Below are 21,158 nucleotides of genomic sequence, written 5' to 3' on the forward strand. Positions count from 1 at the left end.
ATTACCACCATTCGTTAATATACGTTTTTTGTTCAGGATAGAGAATATCGAAATAGTCTAACCATTCTTCGCTTACTGAAAGTTTCCCTTCAAACGCAAGGTCTCGAGCCGTAATTGTGCCCATTAATAACTGGCTCAACGCACCGACCTCAATGGTAATATCTGTTTCATCCTCTATCGTATCAGAAATCTTTTTAACGGATGGAGTTAATGCACTGCCATATTGTACTTCATAGCGACCTTCGTTCCAACTGCAAAGCCCATCTTTTACAGCAAAGGTCATTGTTATAGGCATCATCAATGCCTCTTGATTGACAGGAATTGCTTCGAAAGCAGCTTTTACATCTACAATACGACTCATCATATATGGCATGGTAGCGTGGCCAGTTCTACCATCAGGATAGAAGCGATAATATGTATCGTGAAGACCTTCATTCCAACGGATAGACGTACCTTGGGAACGGTGATTATAGAAATAATTCAATAATGCACGTTGTGCACGGCGTGTCGTGTAAGCCAGCTCAGTAACAGGAATTTCAGGCTGACCTAAACGATACACTGCGTAGCCTTCAATGACATGGTCATCGTTGCGCACTACAGCAACATTTACGCCTTCTGCAAAAAAGCTGCCTAACAAACGTTTCCATTCCTTTTCACCACGCTCTGCATAGCCAGAAAGACGAGCCGTATATGTTTTATATACTGGATCTAACAAAGTCCATTGATCTACGCTATTTAGCAAGCCAAAGCTCAACGTTTTATCTGTCATAGGGCGCAAGTCTTCTAGCGATATGGTGTTCACCCATTGATGAGCATAAAGTTCCCAACCATATTGCTGATAGAACGCCGCCTTGGATGGCATCAAAATCGTCATAGCTTGACCGCGTTTACGAAGCTCCTCTAGTGCAGCAGTTAACAGTGCACCGCCTACACCACCACGGCGGGCTGCTGGATGCGTTGCAACGCCTACCATATAGCTCGTAGGCAATACGGCACCACGTACATTAAGATTGTATTGACGCAAATGAACGGTACTCAACAATTGGTCCTGTTCTAGGCCGACCATTGTATTCTCTGGTTCATAACAATTTGTAAAATAATATTGGAAGAATAGATCTTCCTTTGGTTCAAAGCAGTACGCCCATAGATTTTCCACATGAGGCGTATCTTGAGCCGTCGCAATTCTAAATTCCATAATTATGTCCTCGTTATATCATAAGAGCCGTTATCTATCTGTCGCGTCACAGCGTATAATATCTAATCTGATCTAATTTAAGCACATCATATCGCCATGATGATACAATAGTTACATTCAAATAGATAGGCTAACAATTCTATTATAACAAAATGAGCTATGGAGCACATCGGCTTCATAGCTCAAATTTTTATTTACCGCCTGTCGCATTATCAGCTTCGTTAGCATATACTGCGTCATATTTTTCAGCAAAATGATCTGGGTTATAAGATTCTTTTGCTTGACGAAGGCCAGGCAAACCCATATCTTCTTCGCGGTTGATAAATTCTACTTCGCTAAATTCATGACGAATGAATTCATTATTGATAGCTTGATACAAACCACGAATATCTGGATTTGCTTTTTCAATGTGAATCAAAGCAATTCTGTCATTGAGAAGCTCACCGATACTAAAGGCTTCGACACGGCCGAATAGTTTAATAGCACCGCCCTTAAGTCCCAACACATCCCAGTTATCAAATAACAAATTGATGGCTATCAATTCATCTTCGATACCTTCTTCATGATGCGTTTCTACCCAAGATGCTGCCGTTTCACGACATAATGGAATAATATCATCTGTAATCGGCACATATTCATAGTTAGAATATTGCATGCGGAATTGGTTTAAATGGTTTTTCTTTTGACGGAATTTCTTACCAGACAAGTTGATAAGATCTTCGGACTTGTAAATATATTCGTAATTGTCACGGTCAGGTGTAAATGCATAGCGACCAGGACATAGGTCTTCCATGCGTTCTTTTACATCTTTGCTAACGCCTTTAAATCGGAACGGCAATTTATTTTCTACGAACCATTCTTTAGCACGCAACAAACCATCAAGGAACTTTGCATCTTTACCAGCAAATGGAGGCAATAGGAATGGCTCACGCTTGCCACCACCTTGGATATACAATACGCCATTCTCTTCAGCCCAGCGAATACCGTATGGATCTTGCCACATAAACAATGTAGTAAAGCAATTATCGGATGCTTCATAATGATGTTGTTCAAAATACTTGTCGATTAATGGTTTATCTCGCAATTCAAAACGTTTAAATTCTAAAATAATAATCCCTCCTATCAGATTCCTCTTTTGAGGTTACTTTCACGATTTGTGAAAGTTTCGATTCTATTATGTTTAAACATAATCCTAACAATCTAGTATTAAACCCATAGGGGTCGTAATCACAATTTTACAGATTCACCTAACTCAAAGGTGCCATCCGTTGCGATAACCTTGTCACCTTCGTTGAGGCCAGAAATAATAGCTACGTCATCACCTTCAGTAATACCTACCTCAACAACACGTACGTCAACTGTATTATTCTCAGTTAATACATATACATATTTGCCATCTTGATTTTCCCGAACCGCCTTAGTTGGAACGGTCAGCATCTTGGCTTTCACATTAGATTCAATAACAAGTGTATAGAATTCACCAGCCTTGATAAGGCCTTTCTCATTGTTGAAAGTAGCTTTTACGAGGACACTTGGCACATTTTCAGGCTGAGTAATATCTACATAAGTCAATTCACCTGGTATTTCTTGGTCCCCCACCTTGAGAAGTACCTTCATACCATTCTTGGCTTCAGCTGTACCTAACTTCATAGCCGCATCACGGGGAATGCTGAGGGATGCTACCATCGGCGTGGATTGCTGAATCATCATAAACGGACGATCCGCAATCGCCATTTGACGGTCTTCGTTATAAATAGATGTCACCGTACCGGCTATAGGGGCCACAATTGTAGAAGCTGCCATCTGTGCAGATACTTGAGCAATTTGTGCCTCGATAGCCGCCGTATTGACGCCTCCCCCACCACCAGTTGTGACTGTTGTAGTTTGTGGTTGAGATCGTTCCAAAATACGATCATATTCTTTTTGTGTGATTATGCCTGCTTCGCGCATGCGTTGAGCCTGTTCCAGTTGAGTACTGTCTATAGATGCTGCAGTCGTAGTCGTCACAGCTGTGGCATATGATTGTGATTGGGCTTGTGCCAATTGTCCTTGCAAGGATGCTAGCTGTTGTTGTAAAGCCGATGTATCTACAGTTGCCACAGTTTGACCTTGCTGTACTTGGTCGCCTACTTTCACAGCATACACGACCTGCCCCGTCAATGTCGGCGTTATCGTCGCCTTATTAAGAGCCGTTACATTGGCATCATTATGAATCTGCAACGGCATATCCTTGTACGTTACCTCTGCGACGGATACGGTTTTCGTACCACATCCCGCAATAGCGAGCGCCATAATCATGACACCAAGGATAGCAATTACAGAGCAGAAACGATTTATTTGCATTCTGTCACTTCCTATCATATTGATTTTTATCAATACCTTAGTATATCATAAAATCAGTTAGAATTGTATGAAAGCTAATTCCTTTAATTTATGGATATAACGGAGGTTCTCATGGAAGAACGGATGGACTTTAGAATTTTAAACAATGGTAGCTTCATTCCCTCCATCGGTTATGGTACCTATAAAACAGGTACCGAAGGAGAGACTGAACAGGCCGTTGCCAATGCACTTGGCGTAGGCTATCGTTTACTCGATACGGCCGCCTATTATGGCAACGAAGAAGCCGTGGCTAAAGGAATCAAAGCATCTGGTATTAAACGAACAGATATAATCATCACTACTAAAATCTGGCACACTGATGCAGGCTACGATAATACGATGCGTGCTGTTGAAAGCTCCTTAAAGAGATTAGATACCAACTATATTGACATCATGCTAGTACATCAACCACTAGGTGATTACTACGGTTCTTGGCGCGCCATGGAAGAATTATACGATCAAAATGTACTCCGTGGGTTAGGTCTATCTAACTTTTACGAAGACCGCCTCATTGACTTGCTGTACCACTGCAATGTAAAGCCGGTGGTCAACCAAATCGAATGCCACCCGTTCAACCAACGTCAATCACTCTTACAATTGATGAGAAAGCATCAAGTTGTAGGCATGGCATGGTCTCCATTTACCCGTGATCGCCAACCGATTTTTGACCATCCAATCATCAAAAGCTTGGCGGAAAAATACGGTGTTTCAAAACATCAAATCATCTTGCGTTGGCACATCCAACAAGGCATCATTCCATTGCCAAAGGCAAATAACGTGAGCCATATGGAAGCTAACTTCGATGTATTCGATTTCAAACTCACCAACATCGATATGGACGTTATGGAACTACTAGACCAACAAGACTTCTTGGAAGACCATCATACTGCGCCAGGTCTTGAAAGATTATTACAACTTAAATAGAACATAAAAACAAAACCACTTATATCCTCCTTTAGGAATAGATATAAGTGGTTTATTTTAGTGCTCTTTATTTTATTGTAGTTTATGTTAGTATACTTTATTTTATTTAGGTATATTAAATACGGCTTGAACAAGTATCATGTATACTACAGTGCCGGCTCCAATAGACATAAACATATTTCGTTTCCATACATGCATGCCAACGGTCACTAATAAAGCAATAAGTTCCGGTACTCCATATGGATAGGATAACACAATTGTATCTTTAAAGGTATACACAACAAGCATCCCCATAACCGCTGCAGGTAATGCCTTGCCTAAATACTGTACAAAATCTGGGGCCTTCTTACCAGGTGGGAAAATAAGAAAAGCAGAGAAACGTGTAAGTAATGTGCCCGCTACAACAATAGCAACAGTAATGACTATTTCAAAACTAGTCAAGATGTACACCTCCCCACTTATACGCTATATAACATACTACGAGCATACACCCCATAGAAGCAAGCATAAATAAGGATTTTCCCGTTAATAGAAGCATTGCTAGTGCTACAACGGCTCCAACAGCACCTAAGCCTCGAATATTATTACTTTTAGCATTAAATAACATTTCAAGGAATATAACAATAAATAAGCCAGGTAATACAAAACCAATACCTCGCAAATCTACAGATGCTAATAAATCGCCGAACAATCCCCCTACAAGAGTACTCACCACCCAGAAGATATAATTAAGCCACGATACATGGAAGTAGAACCATTTTTCATCTACATCATCGGGTAACTTCGTAGATACATTAATTGCAAAGCTTTCATCACACATCCACGCAACTGTAGGAAACCATTTCCATCCCATATGCACATATCGCTGTAGTGCAGATAGACCATAGAAGAAATGGCGCCCATTGACAAACAAGGTCAACATAAAAGTATTCACTGGATCAAAGCCTGCCATTAACAGCCCAATAGTTACGAACTCCATGGAGCCTGCAAATATGGTACTAGCTAAAACAGGAGCGGTCCACCAAGGAAACCCTTGACTGGTAGCATACAAACCAAAGCCTACTCCAAGAAAAAGGAAACTAAGCCCCATGGGAATCATAATAGGAAGTGCAAAAGAAAATGCACTTCTATTTTTTATTTTATTTATAGGGAGCGCCTCCTTTCCATATCATACAAGTTTACACTGTTAATCCCCTTAATTATAAGGCACGCGTTAAAATCTCGCGAGCTACTTCTGGTGTTACATCACCATTTTCACCAAGTTGTGTCATGCCATGGTCCTCTAATTGTTTCACAATTTTATCAACTGCTTCTTCACCAAGACCATAGTCTTTCAAATGCGTAGATACGCCAAGGGACTCGAAGAATTCACGAGTTTTAGCGATAGCCTTGTCCGCTTTTTCTTCGTTTGTACCTTCTGTAATATGCCATACCCGTGTAGCATATTGTGCCAATTTTTCAAGTTTGTCTGCTTTTTTCACTTCTAACAATGCAGGTAATACGATAGCCAATGTAATACCATGGTCAAGATGGTACGCCGCAGTTAACTCATGGCCAATCAGATGAGTTGCCCAGTCTTGTGGCACGCCGGCACCAATTAAACCATTTAATGCCAATGTAGAGGCCCACACGTGGTTAGCACGAATATCGTAGTTTTCTGGATTTTCTACTGTTTCTTTGCCGATTTCAATCATAGTTTTTAAAATACCTTCGCTGAAACGATCTTGAATACGACCTTCTACAGGGTATGTTAAATACTGCTCTGTGGTATGCACAAAGGTATCGATAACGCCATTCTTAACTTGTCTTTCAGGCAAGGTGAAAGTCAATGTTGGATCAAGCATGGAGAACTTAGGGAATACTAAGCTACTGAATACAGGGTATTTACCGTCACCATAAGTAATAACTGCACCATTGTTCATTTCGGAACCAGTTGCAGGTAGTGTCATAACTGTGCCAAATGGTAATGGATTTGGTACCATGTCTACCGGAACCTCTGGCACACCAGCTTTCATTACCTCAATAACGGGACCATCATAGGTAGCACCCATAACGATAAGTTTTGTAGCATCTACTACAGAACCGCCGCCTACAGCGAGAACGAAATCTACGCCATGTTCTTTAATGAAAGCTACCGCACGTTCACAAGTTTCAAGAGATGGGTTTGGCTCAATACCACCAAACTGCTCAACCTTGCGGTTACCAAGAGCTTTCACAATGTGATCAATAAGACCACTGTGCACAGCGGAGCCACCACCATAAGTAATGAGCACCTTTGCATCCTTTGGTACCAATGTATCTAATTCATCTAAACGGTCTTTACCAAATACGATATGTGTAGGGTTATAAAAATCAAAATTATACATACATCCTCCATTAATCCAACATATAGATATATCCCTTACATATGAATTATATTATAAAAACATTGATAATTCAACAACCATTTGCGTTTTAGTACGACAAAAGTTGAGCAACAGTTGAGCAACCGTTACAAATTTTGCAGAGTTTTAGAGGCCTAATGTTCGTCTGACACGCTTTTTATTACACTACTTAAAGCGGATTCTTTTCCGTATAACCGTTCCATACCTTGCCGTGTAACTAGCCACATTTTCCCAGACTTCTTAAACTCGCCCTCCTTAAATCCATTCTTTACACGACCTCTACAATTCTGTTTTAATGAATCAGCAGTAACATTCCACCGCTCTGCAGCCTCTTGTGTTGTCATGATATCATCTAGTTCAAATTTCAATTTCATCACCTTCTAACTAAACGTTTAACAGCTAGTATCAAAATAATAATAGTTGCTATATTAATCAACCATTCTATATATTGCATAATTCACCTCGTTGATTTACAATGATGTTGAAAAGGTGGCGGGGCTTTCACCCGCCTGCTTTTTACTACTCCTTGCTAACAAGTTTTAGTATTGCTAGTGCCAGTACCAGTGGCGTTAACGCATTTGCTAAGCTTGTTAGCTTTTCTATTATGTCCACTATCATCACCTCCTTCCCTATGTCTATATTATACCCTATATCGTGTATATAATCAAGTATTTATTTTGATTTTTACAAACAAAAAAGAGCCTACTAACTTAGATTTAATCTAGGTTAGTAGGCTCTATTGATTTTATCAAAACTATACTACCAGGAGTCCACCTGCTCCTGCTCAGAAGATATAAGGATCACCTCTCAGTCATCGACGAATTGCACCTGCTAATCCAAACACACCGCTTACCACGGCCCATGTATCCCGTTGCCGTTTAAGGCGTTGCTCGGTTCGTTTGTTGCGTTTGATTTGCTCTGTCAATTCTTCTAATGAGGTCGAGGCTTCGTTCAATTTCGCTTCTTGCGTTGTCAAGAGATTGGAGGCTTTCGTTAATTCTTGCCCCTGTTTCTCGTTGATTGCTTTGAGCGCGTTCAATTCCTTCGTCCGTTCTTCGTTGATAATCTTCAATTCTGTTAATGCTGTTCCCTGCATCGCGGTTAAGTCGTTGGCTTGTTGCAACGCTTTCTCTGAGTTGTTGATTGAGCTTTCTGCTTTCGTCAAGCGCCCTTTGAGTTCGTTCCAACTGCTCACGGGTACGCTGATAGTCGGCTCTTGTGTCGAGGTACCCTCTAAGGAGGCTGCATGCGAAACAGATGATAAGAACGCTAAGCACACCAAGAATAACGCGCTTACGAGTAATCGCAGATATAATTTTGTTCTTGATAGTTTCATACATAATTGCTCCTTCCTAAATCGTACTACCCCACTGAGCACCCCACCATCGAGCAGTACCACGTAACCAGTCGCCCCCGCTCCATCGTTCGTCACCTTCATGGCACACTAAGAGGTCCCATCGGTCAACGTTGGAGTCTGGGCCGTAGGTGTTATTTGGGAATCCAGTCGGATCTAAATAATAGAGGTCTAGGCCGTCCTTATTATCTGCTGCTTCGGCGTGTGTCATTTGATGTTGTAGGTCAAGTGGCACACCAGCATTAATAGTTAACACAGCCATAATCTGTGCCATAGTAGTTAACTGTGCTGTTGTAGGTGGTTCGCTACCTAGATTATTTTCACTGACTGCATCCCAACATGCTTCAATAGCAATGCCTACTGCGTTACTATTCCGCATATAGGTGTGTTCCTTATAATTGGTTAAAGCCTCCATATCGGTCCACATCGTGCCATCTCTGTCAATGTTAATATGGTAATCCTTGAAGTGCTTACCACCTTTGACGCCTGTCCAATGCAGGTATGCCTTTTCAATTTGGCCGTATGCATCTAGTGCTAGGTCTTTTAACTCGTCCATTGTAAGTTGTCTAAACATTTATTTCCCCCTCTCATCATGGTTAACGTCATCTGCTAATTGTTGTATGCCAGGTCTGTTCGTAGGCAACGTATTCGGTTCCTCCAGCTTATCTGGTATCCCGTTATGGTCTTTGTCAATAAACATGCCACACAGCCCTACGATAGCCATAAGTACCGACGGAACGTTAATATGGTCAATAATTAATACACCCTTATCGATAAGTTGATTTGCTTCAGGCGATACATAACCTCTAATTGTTGATAGCGCATACTGGGCAACTACGAGTATCATCGGTACTAGCATGACGAGGACTAGTGCCCTCGTTGCTAATACTCCAGTTGGCCGTATGCCAGCTATTCTAATTGACTGATAGGACCGCTTGATGCGGTTAATGATAGCTAACTTATCCATTACCCCTCCATGCTCTGATAATCTCTAATACGCCTTGGAATATCTTTCCAAAGTCCACGAGGTCATCTTCAACCATTTCTCGTAAGTTTTCGATAATTGACCAACATTCTGAGAAGAACGGAATCAGCATGAATAGGAATGAGAAGATATGGTCCAGGAATAGTTCAGTATTCGGAATCGGGATATCCGGTAGCGATTCAAACACTACCGATAAGACCATCCATGCTGGATACTGTACGCATAATTTCGTTAGTAAATCGGATCGTAAGCGTTCACTCATAAGGTACCTACGTTTCAGCCCTGTAGTCGCGTCAACGTATCCACCTTTCCCCCAGCCATACCATGCGAGCGTTGTAAGTAATGTTATAGGCGTATTGTTCCTGTGATTATCCTTGTTATACCTAAGCACCTCCGTCGTAATGCGTTGCGCGGCGTCAATGAATAGCAATACGGTTGTTAAGATGATGATAACGCCCATACTGACAATATGCTCATGTGATACACCGCTAATCAGCATTACTAAAATGTCGTTCAATATATCCATTCACTCCCCCTAAGTGTGATAGTTACGTAATGGGGACACATGCAAGCAAGGCCTTTAGAACGAACGAATCCGTCAATGTCCGCCAAGCCTCGCCCATGAAATCAGTTAATTCTTGCATGTGTTCCCCCTGTGGTTTAATTAATTACAAATGGTCGCTGTTTTTGACCCCTGTGTTGATGTAACTATGGTTAGTCGCATTCCATTCAATGGTATTCTTATCAAAGGCCAGCGTTGTAGTCCCCTGTGTTGATGTAACTATGGTTAGTCGCATATTGTTGTTAAATCCTTTAAATGTTATATTTTCAGGCGTTTCAATATAATAAGGGCCGTAGCTGTTCCAGTTATCACCTAAATTAAGCGTTGAAGGCTTATTGGCGTAAATTACCTTTTGCGTAACGTCCCAATTCTTAGGGTTACCCTTAAAATTACCATTCACTGTGTTGTTGGTAATGTCCATTTTCAACACATCGCCATAGCGTTTGTACACAATACCATTTTCGGTATATTCTTCATCAGCAGCTGCACCAGTTTGAACGCCAGCAATCGTATAATCGCCTACTTTCGCACCTGTGAAATTGTGATAGGTGAGTTTTATATCATCTTCACCTAGAGGTGGAATTGTAATAGTGCAAGCCCCAGTACTATCTAGCGTGAAAGGTGTATCGTTGCCGACTACCTTAACGCTGTAATGTGGTTCGCCTGTAACGGATACCACCTGTTGCCTTTGGATTACGCTTGGAATAGTCAACGGCTTAAATTCAGTCCGAGGGAACGGCTTACCAATATTGCCAATTAAGGCGGTGAGTACATCGTCAACACTGGCACTTTCACACCATACGTTACCTTGTAGCAATAACTGATGAGCGTTGTCAGCTGTGGCACTTGCGCCGTCTCGTCCGTCCTCGCCCTTATCACCTTTAGGACCTTTTAAGCTATCAAGCCATTCCTGTTCAGTACCCTTAAACCCGTGAGCAGCTGCGATTTCATAAGCACTTTTTCCATTATCGCCTACCATGGTTGCTTTTACTTCCGCCTCTACTTTAATCGGACCTTCAATTCTTACTGGTAACGCTTTGTTTTGCATAATACATTCCTCCTCTAATCATGCATGGCCACATCCTGAATTATGTTGACTACCCCCATGCCCAGTTTATAATATCGGCTAGGCTCCGATTCCTTATATGCAAAAGCATCATACACATGCTCACCAAAGGACTTAATTTCTAGGGTATCCTTTCCGGAAATATTGAATGTCGCAATCTTCCCAGATACTACCCCTTGCACTTTAATAACAAGCGGACCACTTGCTCGCTTTCGTATGGCGAATACTGACTTAAACCCTGTCAAATCCACATTGTCATCTTGGACTGCGTAAACTATCCCGAAATCCTCGCCAATATTGAGGTCTATATCTTTTACATTCATTACTTATCGTCTCCCTTAATTGAATGGAATCGTACCTTGTTTATCGTACCCGGTCACATCGACTACCAAATACTGAGATGTGGTTTTACCCGAGCAACCTACAGGATACGTAGTGACTGTATTCCAATTAATGAACTGATACGATTTCAGCGATACAGTACTCTCATCGTGAAATCTGAACGTTTGCCACACTCGCCCCGTGTGTGACTTTTTATCTCCATTATTAATATTAGGCCCCCAAACGGATGCATCGATTACGGACATAGGAATAATTGCAACCTTGACGCCATATGTCTTTGGGTCACGAGCCATGTCTGTAAAAGTATCCGGAATGTAGTTTGATAACTGGTTATACCAATCATGCACATAGTGATCAATTACACGTAGGTACCTGATGCGGCTATCATATATCACATCATTGTGCAGATTGTAATCTGTTGCCCAAGACGCTTTATAATATTTGTGACGGCCAAGAACTTGCAATGCCGTATTAGGCTTACTACTTCCTACCTTGTCAACAAATCGAATACGAGGCGTATCTGCATTAGCCATAACATCCTCGAAATAACCGAAGCAGTAAAACTTGATGCCAGCTTTTACTTCATCAACCATTGCTTGCGTTACCTTTTCGCCTGGCTTAATTACATCCACTACTAGTACCATTAACTGCTCACGACGTTTATGAACCCACTGAGCCGCGAATTCAAATCCTTGCGGAACTGATACTGCGATAAGAGGTGCATCGCCATGATATATGCGATTAGTAATATAAAAGACCTGGATTACATTAGCTTCCCCTGCAATATATCCGTATTGGTATTTACTTGTAGGCACCAGCATAGGTGCGTAAGCTACAGGTTTGAGCGGGATTTGAACCGTTGGCGTTATCCCCCTCATCGCCCCAGTGTAAAGAACTGCATCTTTTTGTTTAGGGAAACTAAGATATACTAGATTGTCATAGGTATCGTTTATAATCGTGACACCTTCTTTATTCTGGATGTTAATAAATTCCATACGCCAGCCACCCTTCATACGTAAGACCCTTAAATTGACGATTGATATTATACTCATCCTGGGACACTGCAAAATAATATGTTATGATATTGCCCCTAACCTCTGCCACTAAGTACTGCCCCATGGCTGCAGCCCAGACATGTTGACCAGGCTGCAATCCATTCACAGTAATTTGCTGACGTCGATTAGGAATGCCTGATACATACATCCGCCCATCAATACGTGTGAGCCTTTCCTTGAGATTTAGTATGATATTGCCGTTAGCATCATAAGCTAATACATGCGGTTCCATAATACCTCCTACCAGCACCCAAGTTTAATCCGAGGGTTGTTATCATCATCAAAACCTGTAATAAGATTATCCTGAATCTCAACACGAGCGCCGGTCTCTTTCGAACGAAGTAACCCGATTGTACCGGACACCGCCGATAAATTATCAACCTGTAATTTATCGGCAGTGACTGCGTTAGCCTGAATCATCCTATTAACAATGACGTTGTCATCGAACTTAGTCGCTCCAGTGATGTGAATCAATTTCCCCGCAATGTATACCCCGGACTGACTGAGGTTAATGCGAGACACCAACTCACCACCATCAATCTCACCAATACTTTTTTTAACTTGTAAATCGATGCTACCAGCTAACTCAGTAATGCGAGATTCCGTATGTGACGCCAAATTCGTAATTCTTCTAGTGGTCTCTTTAGAATTCGTATTGAATTTCTTATCAAGCTCCTTAATTCGCTCATCAACTTTATTCAGCCCGAGAGACTCAAGATCTAGCAAGCTCGCATCAATTTGTGTCTTAATCACGACTTGCTTCTCGTTAACGAATCCATCTCCGAACACATCAACAAACGAGCAACGTATCCGGTATATTCCGGCTGAGTTCGAATATGTCAGCATGGTGCTAGTAGTTTCAAAAGCATCGGTGCGTTCATCTCCGATCACGTGGCATCTGATTGCATATGCTTGTGCTGGTTTAGTTGAGAAATAAAGATTAAATCCCCCTAACTGGCTTTTTACTACAAGCTCAGGCGCGGCCAACTGAGGAACGTTATACTCATATGTTGCTGCAGTCGAGTATTTGCCCAACGTGCTTCGAGCATATAAATAAACAGTATCCGCTCGTTTAGATAGAGTAAGTACAGCAGATGTACCTTTAACTCTTGCCAATAAAGCATTCGTATCTTTACCAGGATTATTATCGGTACGTAATTCGTAATAGTCGACGTCAGCATTCAGCACCTCATCCCATGATGCGGTGGCATTTCTGCCGAACGCAATACCAAAATTACTAGGCATGGCAGGTATCGCATCCATAGGTTTGACTATCACATCAACCATTTGGGCTGTTTCTGCTCGGTTGCCAAATCGGTCAACCGAGATTGCTTTGATTCGATACTCCTCACCAGGACCTAATGATTTGATGATAACCTGGCTATTACTACTGCCAGCGTACTGCCATTCTTGCCCCGCTACAGGTTTTCCACTTTTTGATTTTAAGAGATACCAAACCTCGGCCACATCGAAATTGGCAGGATTACTAGGCGGGTCAAATAGCACTTGTAAGTCGTAGTAAACACTTTTATCGGCAGTCTGATTATATCGACTGAGTACGTGCAAATTTTGCACATCCTCAGGTGCTTGCATCTTAGGTATGGCTATAGATTTTGTTACGCCAGTAGTTAACTGTCCTAACTCATTAATAGCCTGCACTCGCACCTCATAGGTCGCACCTAGTAGCACATCAGATATCGTGGTAGTATTTGTGGATGCTGGGTAGTTTCCGATATATGTCCACGTATCGCTTTTTACGTTTCGGTAATTCACGACTACGTTTGAGACTTTTCCGTCTCGAGGTAACTGCCATGTTACACCTATACGTGAGTACATGATGCCGTTAGCACCGTATACATCGCTCACTAATCCCACTGCTTGAATATCAGATACACCGTGATTTGTATAATCAATACTTGGCACCGTGCCATCATCTGATACATAGAGTTCTGGATAATATTCCATGCATTGGATCTTACGGGTCATTTCTGATAGTGTTTTTGTAATAGCCAACACACGAAATGGCTTAGCCGATTTAGAAATTTCTCCGAATGCATATACCGCATCAGGCTGCACCGGTATAGCCTCTTTAACAATCACATTGAGACCTGATACATTTACTACATTAAACGTAGAGACGATATCCGTAGAGTTGCTACGAATCAGCAATTGATAATTCTTTCCTGGTTGTACCGACACTTCCTTGTCGAGTGTAATCGTCTGTCCACTTACCGCAACCACACGACCGCCCTCGCCCCATTCAGGTATGTCGTGCTGAATTAGAATAATATCTCCTACCGTGCACGCTATGGCATCGGTAAACGCCTCTATTGTCACAGTACGTATTTCATATTTATTGCATCGCAAGAAATGCTTACCGTGTTTATAGGCCTGCTCAAGACTAGTACACCCCATGAGTTCAACTTGTGCCGGATTTGTTAGCGTATCCGACTCGTCGTAAGTATCCCCATATACTGGAATGACGTCTCGCTCATAATCCTTATCCTTGTTAAGGAACGATATTTCAACAGAGTTAGCCCTAGCCTCCACACCTTGAAACTCTTCAGTAAAGCTGCCGTGTTTTATATTGGCCACAGTAAACAACTGTACTGGTGTAGATTGATAATCGCTAACGCATGTGAACCTGGTTCCTACAGGAATTACTTTTCCTCGACCTACTGCTTCTGGATACTTTAACGCATCCCATAATCGCATAGCGGTGTCGTATATATAGTTGAATGTAAATCCATTTGTATTGCACTTATCTGCCCATGCCTTAAATGCGTTATAGTCAAGGCGCATATAGGGCTGTCCGAATACAACATATTCACCGCCAATCTTACGGCAGATGTGGATTAAATCATAAGCAACCCAAGCCGGATTGTCAGCTGGTTGCGCTTCATACTTATTGATGTACGGATTGAACACATACACCTCTGAACGTTCTTGAATCCATGTTACTTTTGGATCGGTACCGCTTAGCTGAGATGTAGCCAAAGCCTTAATTCCAATGAGGGCTTTCCCCGGATGCACGAAATCGTCATAAATAATTTGGGTTAGCTGTACCCAGTAGACCTTATTGATATGGCGCAGGCTTTTTCCATCTTTCGCACTGCATCGCATACGGATTTCATAACGCGCCTTTTCGAGATTGTCAAAGCGAAATACACGATAAAACGCATTATTTGTCGCCTCTTCAATTCGTCCTGCGTAATCAGATGTATTTGTCACGTTATTATCTGACTTAATAAAGTTCCACGCGTCACGGCGCTTAATATGCCCGGCCATTCCCTTTTGATTTGCTAAAGGTAATGCCTGCCAGGACTCATCACCTACCTTACGAATTTCTGCTTTCAACGTGACAGACGTACGGTCAGCGCCGCCGCTATCATTTGAATAATATAATCCGTTTGGAAATCCAACAGTTAACTCTATCGCGTCACACGCATTGCCTTGTACCTGTTGCGTATTCCATGATTCAGTCAATTCATAGTTTAGAGATTGATCCGCAAAGTTATCATTGAAATTTGGGATAACTGTTTGGTCATTTGTGCCCTTTCTGATATCCACCTGCACATCTTTATAATTACTGATTGGGTTAGCATTAATACTAATATCTTCTATTTTTGATAATTCGCCCTCACCCGCACAGTATAAAAGATTAAGATATTGCTTTTCACCATCACTAATTACATGGCGGGATAATAATATCCCCGCACTTTTCATTCGGCCATATGTTACGGCTAAAGGGTAGCCTTGCCCAGTAACAGTTTCAGTACCTCCCCAGCCATATGTATTTGACTGTTCGGAATTCGAACGGTCAACCTTAGGAGCAGTTAGCTTTGAGACAATAGCATTACCTATCATCCCTACCGCCATAGCAATTACTGACCGCCAAATTAAGCTTTGTATACCAAAGATAGCACCCGAAGCAATACCCCCGGTAAATACAGCCAGCCCTATTGATAGAAGAATACCAAAGGACTTACCCTCAACTCGGGGCATTACTACAATGTAGTCTTCATCGTTTACAACTGTATCTGGTGCCGCCTCATGTCCATTTACTGAGTACACCCATTCACCAGGTGCACTGAAGTAATAGCTGATAGACTTGCCCTGTTTAAATGGCAAATATTTTGTATCCCGTTGCTCTGGCTTGAACGGATTATTTATAATAATTACGTTAACCATCTGCTACTCCTTCCTTTCATAAATGTGCTTCAATCGAGGCACGTACTTTGATATGTGCTCTATACAGGTGCCGCTGTGTTCAGTAGCGTGTATAAATTTACCTTCACCAAGATAAACCCCTACATGATCGAGATTTTTACCATATAGCGCAAATACCAAAACACTCCCTGGCATTGGCTCACGAACCTCGCGCCATTCATCCATTTGGATTTGGGTATATTCGGGTAGTGGTATTCCGCTACGCCTATATACCTCAACAACTACATCCCAGCATTTCATTTCCGAGAATGGGGTGCCTATGATATCAGTCAAGTCACTTATTGGATGCATACAGTCCTCCTTGCGGTATAGTAGGTTCTCCGCCAAATCGTGTACTGTTCCCCAATTCACGACATCGTGCTAGGGTTTTATTGCATTGAGTTTCGCGCCCTTTATATCCACATTGAACTCCTTTAAATTTGAACGGACAGAAATCCTTCATCACACGAATTAATGGGAATCGTCGAGTGAAACTAAAGTCAGTCCCCAACGTAAACTCCATCCATTCAGCATTCGCATGGGTTCCCGTAATTACGAAATGCTCCTCTTGCTCGCACACACCAGGTATGTTCGTATTCACTACGCGAATGATGACATTGGCTCCAGTGAATCCATTATTAGACTCTGCCATGCGCTGAATTGTACGAGTCACGTTAGACACGGATAGCTTGATATTAGGTAAATCCGTCGCATTCTCTGTAACATCTTGAATGGTAAATGGAAATGCGATATAGGTATTGCCTTGAAATTGGATATTCTCCGTATTGTATACCAATCGAATCGTATCCCCTTTATAGGATATTTCTAACAGCATTAACCACACACCTGTGGCCGATATTTGGTTTTTCTCTAAAATCGATGCCGTTGAGAGCGGTAACATGTTATACCTCCTGTAATTTCACGGTTCCCAGCCACACTCCGTAGTCATTCGCCGCAAAGTCTAACTGATCAGCAAATCGTACATTTAGTGTTTCCCGTGTTTCTGGATGTACCCAGTCGAATACACCCGAACAGTTAACTTCGTCATAGAACGCCCGAAGCTTATAGTAATCAGCTGTTGGCAATTTGTACCCGACGGAATATGTCCGTCGGGCCTTTGTCGTCTTCTTCCTGGTGATTAGCGTCATGTTTTCAACTTGGCCTTTATACGAAATATCTGGAGTAGTCTCCTGAATTGGGTATATCGGCCACCGAATATCTGGAAATACTGCCATAGTTATACTGCGGATGCCTTGATAGCGTCACGCATACCTCCTTTGTTTGATTCCATAGCACGAACTACTACATCGATAACATAATTCTCACCATCGAACCGAGAATTCTGTTGCTTACTTTCGAGTTCTTGACCAGACTGATTAACGATATTAACAACTACGTTGTTACTTGTAGTACCGCCCATCAATCTACGGGTTTCGCTCGCCGTGTAAATGCGGTGTGATCCAGAGGACTGTAATAGTTCTGGTCCGTTTTCACCGACCAACATAAGTCCTGGATTTGTTTTTCCTCCAGCAGCAAATCGATTTCCCGTAAACACCGAACTAAACGAACTACCACCGGCAAAGGATGACGTTCCTTTTGCAGCACCTAGAGAACCGATGCCGTTAACGACTCCGCCGAATAGTCTTAGTAACTTAGGCATTACATATTGTTGGAATGTTAGTTGAATCATCATCTTAATAATGGCATTTGTCATATCCTTGAATATGTCCCTAATGCCTTTACTAAACGACTTCGTTCCTGTTGCCATAGCCTCGAGATTATTTGTCCATGCTGAATTGATAGAGCTCATCGTACTGTCAAAAGTCGATTTAGCTAAATCAGCATAATTGGTAGTCTCTTGCTTATATTGGCGTGCTGCTTCTTGTAGGCTCGTTTTCAGACTGCGACCTGCAAGTTCCCATAGCTTCTGTTGAGACTCTAATAGGTTCTTTTCAATTTGCAGTCTTTGCGTAGCTGTTAACTGGGCCTCATTGACTTCACTACGTGCATAGTCAATATAGGTCTTTAACTCTTCAGCAAGTAGTGCATCCGCATCACTGCGAGATAATCGACCAAGTGTAACCATGTTAGTTAAGTGGTCAACGGTTTCACTCGTTTGCGTGTAGGCTAACTCTCTGATTTTCTGCTCAGTATCAGACGCCAATTTTAGACGCTCCGCTTGAGCTTTCTTTTCAGCGAGTTCCTTATCGCCTACAGCCTTTGTGTACTCGCGAACGTTATCATCGATTTGAGCTTTTTGTGCTTCGGCTTCGGCTTTGAGTAATTGCAAGCGGTCGCCTGTGCGTTCGAAATCGAGTTTCTTAATATCCTCATTCATCTTGCGAACACGGATAGTTTGATTTCGCTGTGCCTCAGCTAAACGCTTTTGGTACACCTCTTCATTCTTAGCTCGAACAGAAGCAGTTAGGTCAGACTCGGCTAATTTCTTAGCGTTCGTTGCGCTTCCAGCTGTATCTGCGGCTGCACCACCGGTATGCCCTGCTAATAAGCTAGTGTCTACATATCCTGTAATAGTACCGAAATCGCCTGATACACTCGGCTTGCTAACTACACCAGTACTAGAATTAGCACCAGTATATCCACCTGCACCATCACTAATGACGATGTGATTATCACCAAGTACAACTACACCATCGCCGGCCTTAGGCGTGTACCCGTCGCCTGCATCGTGCCATGCACCTGCGGCTCTAGCTGCATCCATGATAGATGGGACATATCGAGGTACGTCCTTACCAAATGCCTGCAATACCGAATCAGAGAACAGCTTTCCGCAATCCGTTGCCCATGTACCATCAGCACCTAACTCGTATGCCTTGCCAAGTTGCTCATTAGCCGCATCTAGCACACTCACGGCTTCCCCTGTAACGCCTCCGCTCAATCCAGAAACAGAACGGATGATATCACGAATATTCTTATTGTTAGCTTCATACTGGTTCTTAGCATTTAACTTATCGATTTCGTATTGACTGCCGTCAATTTGTAAACTCTGCAAGGTAAGAGACCGATATAACTCAGACATACGCTCCACGGCACTCGTTAACTTCTCTGCCGCTTGTTGAGTTTTCTTAGCTGCCTGCTCTTGGGCTTTAGCCGCTTTCGCTGCTTCCTCATTTGCCTTATTGATAGCTTCGGTATTCGTTAATCCGCCATTAGCAAGGTCCGCTTTCGCTTTTGCAAGATCTTCATCGAGTTTCGCTTTCGCAGCATCCGCCTCTTCTTTTTGCTTTAAAGCCGCATCGATTCTAGCGCCTTCTTCTTTTGTAGCTAAGCGGTCATTCTTAAAAAAACCGAAGAAGGAACTATCCTCAACCCAATACCTTCCGTCGTGGTTTGCCATGTATGCTTCACTTGTGCCCTTATCGGAGTTCAGATTCCGATGGGCCTTCATACCATCAACTTCTACATTTAGATAAGAACCTGCGGTTTTAGATGCATACACTGCATCATATATGTTCTTAGCTGCGAGCCCTGCTACCGTAGCCAATGTTACCCAAGGACCTGCAGCAGCAATTGTAGCTAATCGCATAAATCCGAGTGCGCTGGTTAGTGACCTCATAACTACGATTACTGCACCTGCTTCTGCGCCGAATTTGACAATTCCGCCGATAGCTTCCTTCTGCTCAGCGGTCATCGACTCGAATTCTTTAGCAACGTCTAACACGCCCTTTGCGTAATCATTAAAAACAGGAACTAACTCATGGCCGATAGATACTGCAAGCCTTTTCCCTGTATTCTCTAAATCTTTTAATTCCCGATTTAGCTTTGCAGATTTAGCTGCAGTCTCATCGTCGATGATAAGCCCCATTGCCTTGGCACGTTCAGCCACTTTGTCCATCTGTTCAGCGGACATATTAAGCATGGCGTGCATCTGATACCCAGTACGTCCAAAGAGTTCCATTTCGACACGAGTCTTCTCAGCCCCGTCCTTCATCCCTCTTAAGCGTTCTTGTATCATCTTGAACACTTCAACAGTATTCTTACCCTTGATATCTTCAAGCGTGTAGCCTAATTTACTGAATATATCAGTGCCGAGTTTCCCCTCTGCCCGAGCGACTTCCATTTTCTCTTTGGCCGCTCCGACGTTTTTTGAAAACTTAGCAAAGGCACCTGCACTATCCTCCATAGCAACGCCCATATAATTGGCCACTGCTAATAGTTCACTGGTTTCTTTTGCCGTAGCACCGGTAATGCCTGATAACTTTTTAACAGCTACGTCCCATTGGATAGCCTCCTTGGCAAGTTTAGCACCGATGCCTACAACACCGACACCAGCACCTATCGCCATGAGGTCATTCTTCATTTTGCCAAGGGCGGATTTGGCGCCTTCAGCACTAGCTGTAATTTTCTTGAGTCCGGCTTCCGTATTTTTATCTGTCAGCTGAACGACAATGTCAATTAAATTATTGGCCATTCTTGTGCGCCACCTCCAATTCTTTGGCTTCTAATAATACGAGTAAGTCGATAAGGTGCGGTAGTGGCTCAATGCCATAAGCCTTCGCCACTTCTAATACCGCTGGCATATCGAATCCTGCAATACCGCCTGAATGCCATCGTCGTTGCATACGACTAGCGTTGTATACTCGCATTGCTTGTCTCGTTCCATCTAATTGATGCGGGGAATTAAACTCACACTCCGAGCAGTCAAAATTCTGTTTAGTCTCACGTTGCATCTTGATACA

At 42.5% G+C, this 21,158-nt stretch carries 21 protein-coding genes; 1 reads left to right on the plus strand and 20 read right to left on the minus strand.

The genetic code is table 11. The annotated features are described in order from the left end of the window. Position 1: 1 nt before the first annotated feature. The 3 genes from B1A77_RS01470 to B1A77_RS01480 form a co-directional block, all read right to left on the minus strand. Positions 2–1,195 (minus strand): GNAT family N-acetyltransferase, encoded by a 1,194-nt coding sequence (locus tag B1A77_RS01470; RefSeq protein WP_077707687.1) that lies wholly within the window; start codon positions 1,193–1,195, stop codon positions 2–4. 190 nt (positions 1,196–1,385) lie between these two features. Beyond that, positions 1,386–2,321 (minus strand): DUF2156 domain-containing protein, encoded by a 936-nt coding sequence (locus tag B1A77_RS01475; protein ID WP_331711869.1) that lies wholly within the window; start codon positions 2,319–2,321, stop codon positions 1,386–1,388. Positions 2,322–2,422: 101 nt separating this feature from the next. Next, a complete protein-coding gene (locus B1A77_RS01480; RefSeq protein WP_077707689.1) occupies positions 2,423–3,538 on the minus strand; it encodes an efflux RND transporter periplasmic adaptor subunit in 1,116 nt (371 codons plus the stop codon). A gap of 111 nt (positions 3,539–3,649) precedes the next feature. Between B1A77_RS01480 and B1A77_RS01485 the strand changes: the two genes are divergently transcribed. Further along, positions 3,650–4,501, plus strand: coding sequence for an aldo/keto reductase (locus tag B1A77_RS01485; RefSeq protein WP_077707690.1), 852 nt, complete (start codon positions 3,650–3,652; stop codon positions 4,499–4,501). 102 nt (positions 4,502–4,603) lie between these two features. Here B1A77_RS01485 and B1A77_RS01490 read toward each other — a convergent pair whose 3' ends face one another. The 17 genes from B1A77_RS01490 to B1A77_RS01575 form a co-directional block, all read right to left on the minus strand. Further along, on the minus strand, positions 4,604–4,942 hold the full coding sequence (locus tag B1A77_RS01490; protein ID WP_077707691.1) for a branched-chain amino acid transporter permease: 339 nt from the start codon (positions 4,940–4,942) through the stop codon (positions 4,604–4,606). Beyond that, the gene (locus tag B1A77_RS01495) at positions 4,935–5,600 is read right to left on the minus strand and encodes an AzlC family ABC transporter permease (RefSeq protein ID WP_004694895.1); all 666 of its coding nucleotides are present in this window, start codon (positions 5,598–5,600) and stop codon (positions 4,935–4,937) included. Before B1A77_RS01495 ends, B1A77_RS01490 begins: the two co-directional genes overlap by 8 nt. A 100-nt stretch (positions 5,601–5,700) precedes the next feature. Continuing rightward, positions 5,701–6,867, minus strand: coding sequence for an iron-containing alcohol dehydrogenase (locus B1A77_RS01500; protein ID WP_077707692.1), 1,167 nt, complete (start codon positions 6,865–6,867; stop codon positions 5,701–5,703). A gap of 152 nt (positions 6,868–7,019) precedes the next feature. Then, complete coding sequence (locus B1A77_RS01505; protein WP_077707693.1) at positions 7,020–7,259, minus strand: helix-turn-helix domain-containing protein; 240 nt, start codon at positions 7,257–7,259, stop codon at positions 7,020–7,022. A 437-nt stretch (positions 7,260–7,696) separates the two neighbouring features. After that, positions 7,697–7,981: a hypothetical protein gene (locus B1A77_RS10200; RefSeq protein WP_237301781.1), complete on the minus strand. Its 285-nt coding sequence runs from the start codon at positions 7,979–7,981 to the stop codon at positions 7,697–7,699. A 256-nt stretch (positions 7,982–8,237) separates the two neighbouring features. Further along, complete coding sequence (locus B1A77_RS01515; protein ID WP_077707694.1) at positions 8,238–8,813, minus strand: peptidoglycan recognition protein family protein; 576 nt, start codon at positions 8,811–8,813, stop codon at positions 8,238–8,240. Next, positions 8,814–9,206: a hypothetical protein gene (locus B1A77_RS01520; RefSeq protein ID WP_077707695.1), complete on the minus strand. Its 393-nt coding sequence runs from the start codon at positions 9,204–9,206 to the stop codon at positions 8,814–8,816. After that, the gene (locus tag B1A77_RS01525; RefSeq protein ID WP_077707696.1) at positions 9,199–9,750 is read right to left on the minus strand and encodes a hypothetical protein; all 552 of its coding nucleotides are present in this window, start codon (positions 9,748–9,750) and stop codon (positions 9,199–9,201) included. Before B1A77_RS01525 ends, B1A77_RS01520 begins: the two co-directional genes overlap by 8 nt. A gap of 142 nt (positions 9,751–9,892) precedes the next feature. Beyond that, entirely contained in the window at positions 9,893–10,834 is a 942-nt protein-coding gene (locus B1A77_RS01530; RefSeq protein WP_077707697.1) for a hypothetical protein, read from the minus strand. Positions 10,835–10,848: 14 nt separating this feature from the next. After that, complete coding sequence (locus B1A77_RS01535) at positions 10,849–11,175, minus strand: hypothetical protein (protein ID WP_077707698.1); 327 nt, start codon at positions 11,173–11,175, stop codon at positions 10,849–10,851. A 15-nt stretch (positions 11,176–11,190) separates the two neighbouring features. Continuing rightward, positions 11,191–12,189 (minus strand): hypothetical protein, encoded by a 999-nt coding sequence (locus B1A77_RS01540; RefSeq protein ID WP_077707699.1) that lies wholly within the window; start codon positions 12,187–12,189, stop codon positions 11,191–11,193. Then, entirely contained in the window at positions 12,176–12,481 is a 306-nt protein-coding gene (locus B1A77_RS01545; RefSeq protein WP_077707700.1) for a hypothetical protein, read from the minus strand. Before B1A77_RS01545 ends, B1A77_RS01540 begins: the two co-directional genes overlap by 14 nt. Positions 12,482–12,489: 8 nt before the next feature. Further along, positions 12,490–16,440, minus strand: a complete 3,951-nt coding sequence (locus B1A77_RS01550; RefSeq protein WP_077707701.1) for a host specificity factor TipJ family phage tail protein — start codon at positions 16,438–16,440, stop codon at positions 12,490–12,492. Positions 16,441–16,443: 3 nt separating this feature from the next. Continuing rightward, entirely contained in the window at positions 16,444–16,770 is a 327-nt protein-coding gene (locus B1A77_RS01555) for a C40 family peptidase (RefSeq protein ID WP_077707702.1), read from the minus strand. Beyond that, positions 16,754–17,359, minus strand: coding sequence for a DUF1833 family protein (locus B1A77_RS01560; RefSeq protein ID WP_077707703.1), 606 nt, complete (start codon positions 17,357–17,359; stop codon positions 16,754–16,756). The genes B1A77_RS01555 and B1A77_RS01560 overlap by 17 nt, the downstream gene beginning before the upstream one ends. 336 nt (positions 17,360–17,695) lie before the next feature. Next, positions 17,696–20,890, minus strand: coding sequence for a phage tail tape measure C-terminal domain-containing protein (locus B1A77_RS01570; RefSeq protein WP_077707705.1), 3,195 nt, complete (start codon positions 20,888–20,890; stop codon positions 17,696–17,698). Then, positions 20,880–21,065 (minus strand): hypothetical protein, encoded by a 186-nt coding sequence (locus B1A77_RS01575; RefSeq protein WP_077707706.1) that lies wholly within the window; start codon positions 21,063–21,065, stop codon positions 20,880–20,882. The genes B1A77_RS01570 and B1A77_RS01575 overlap by 11 nt, the downstream gene beginning before the upstream one ends. Positions 21,066–21,158: the final 93 nt, after the last annotated feature.

It is taken from the genome of Veillonella parvula (assembly GCF_002005185.1).
GTDB lineage: Bacteria > Bacillota > Negativicutes > Veillonellales > Veillonellaceae > Veillonella > Veillonella parvula_M.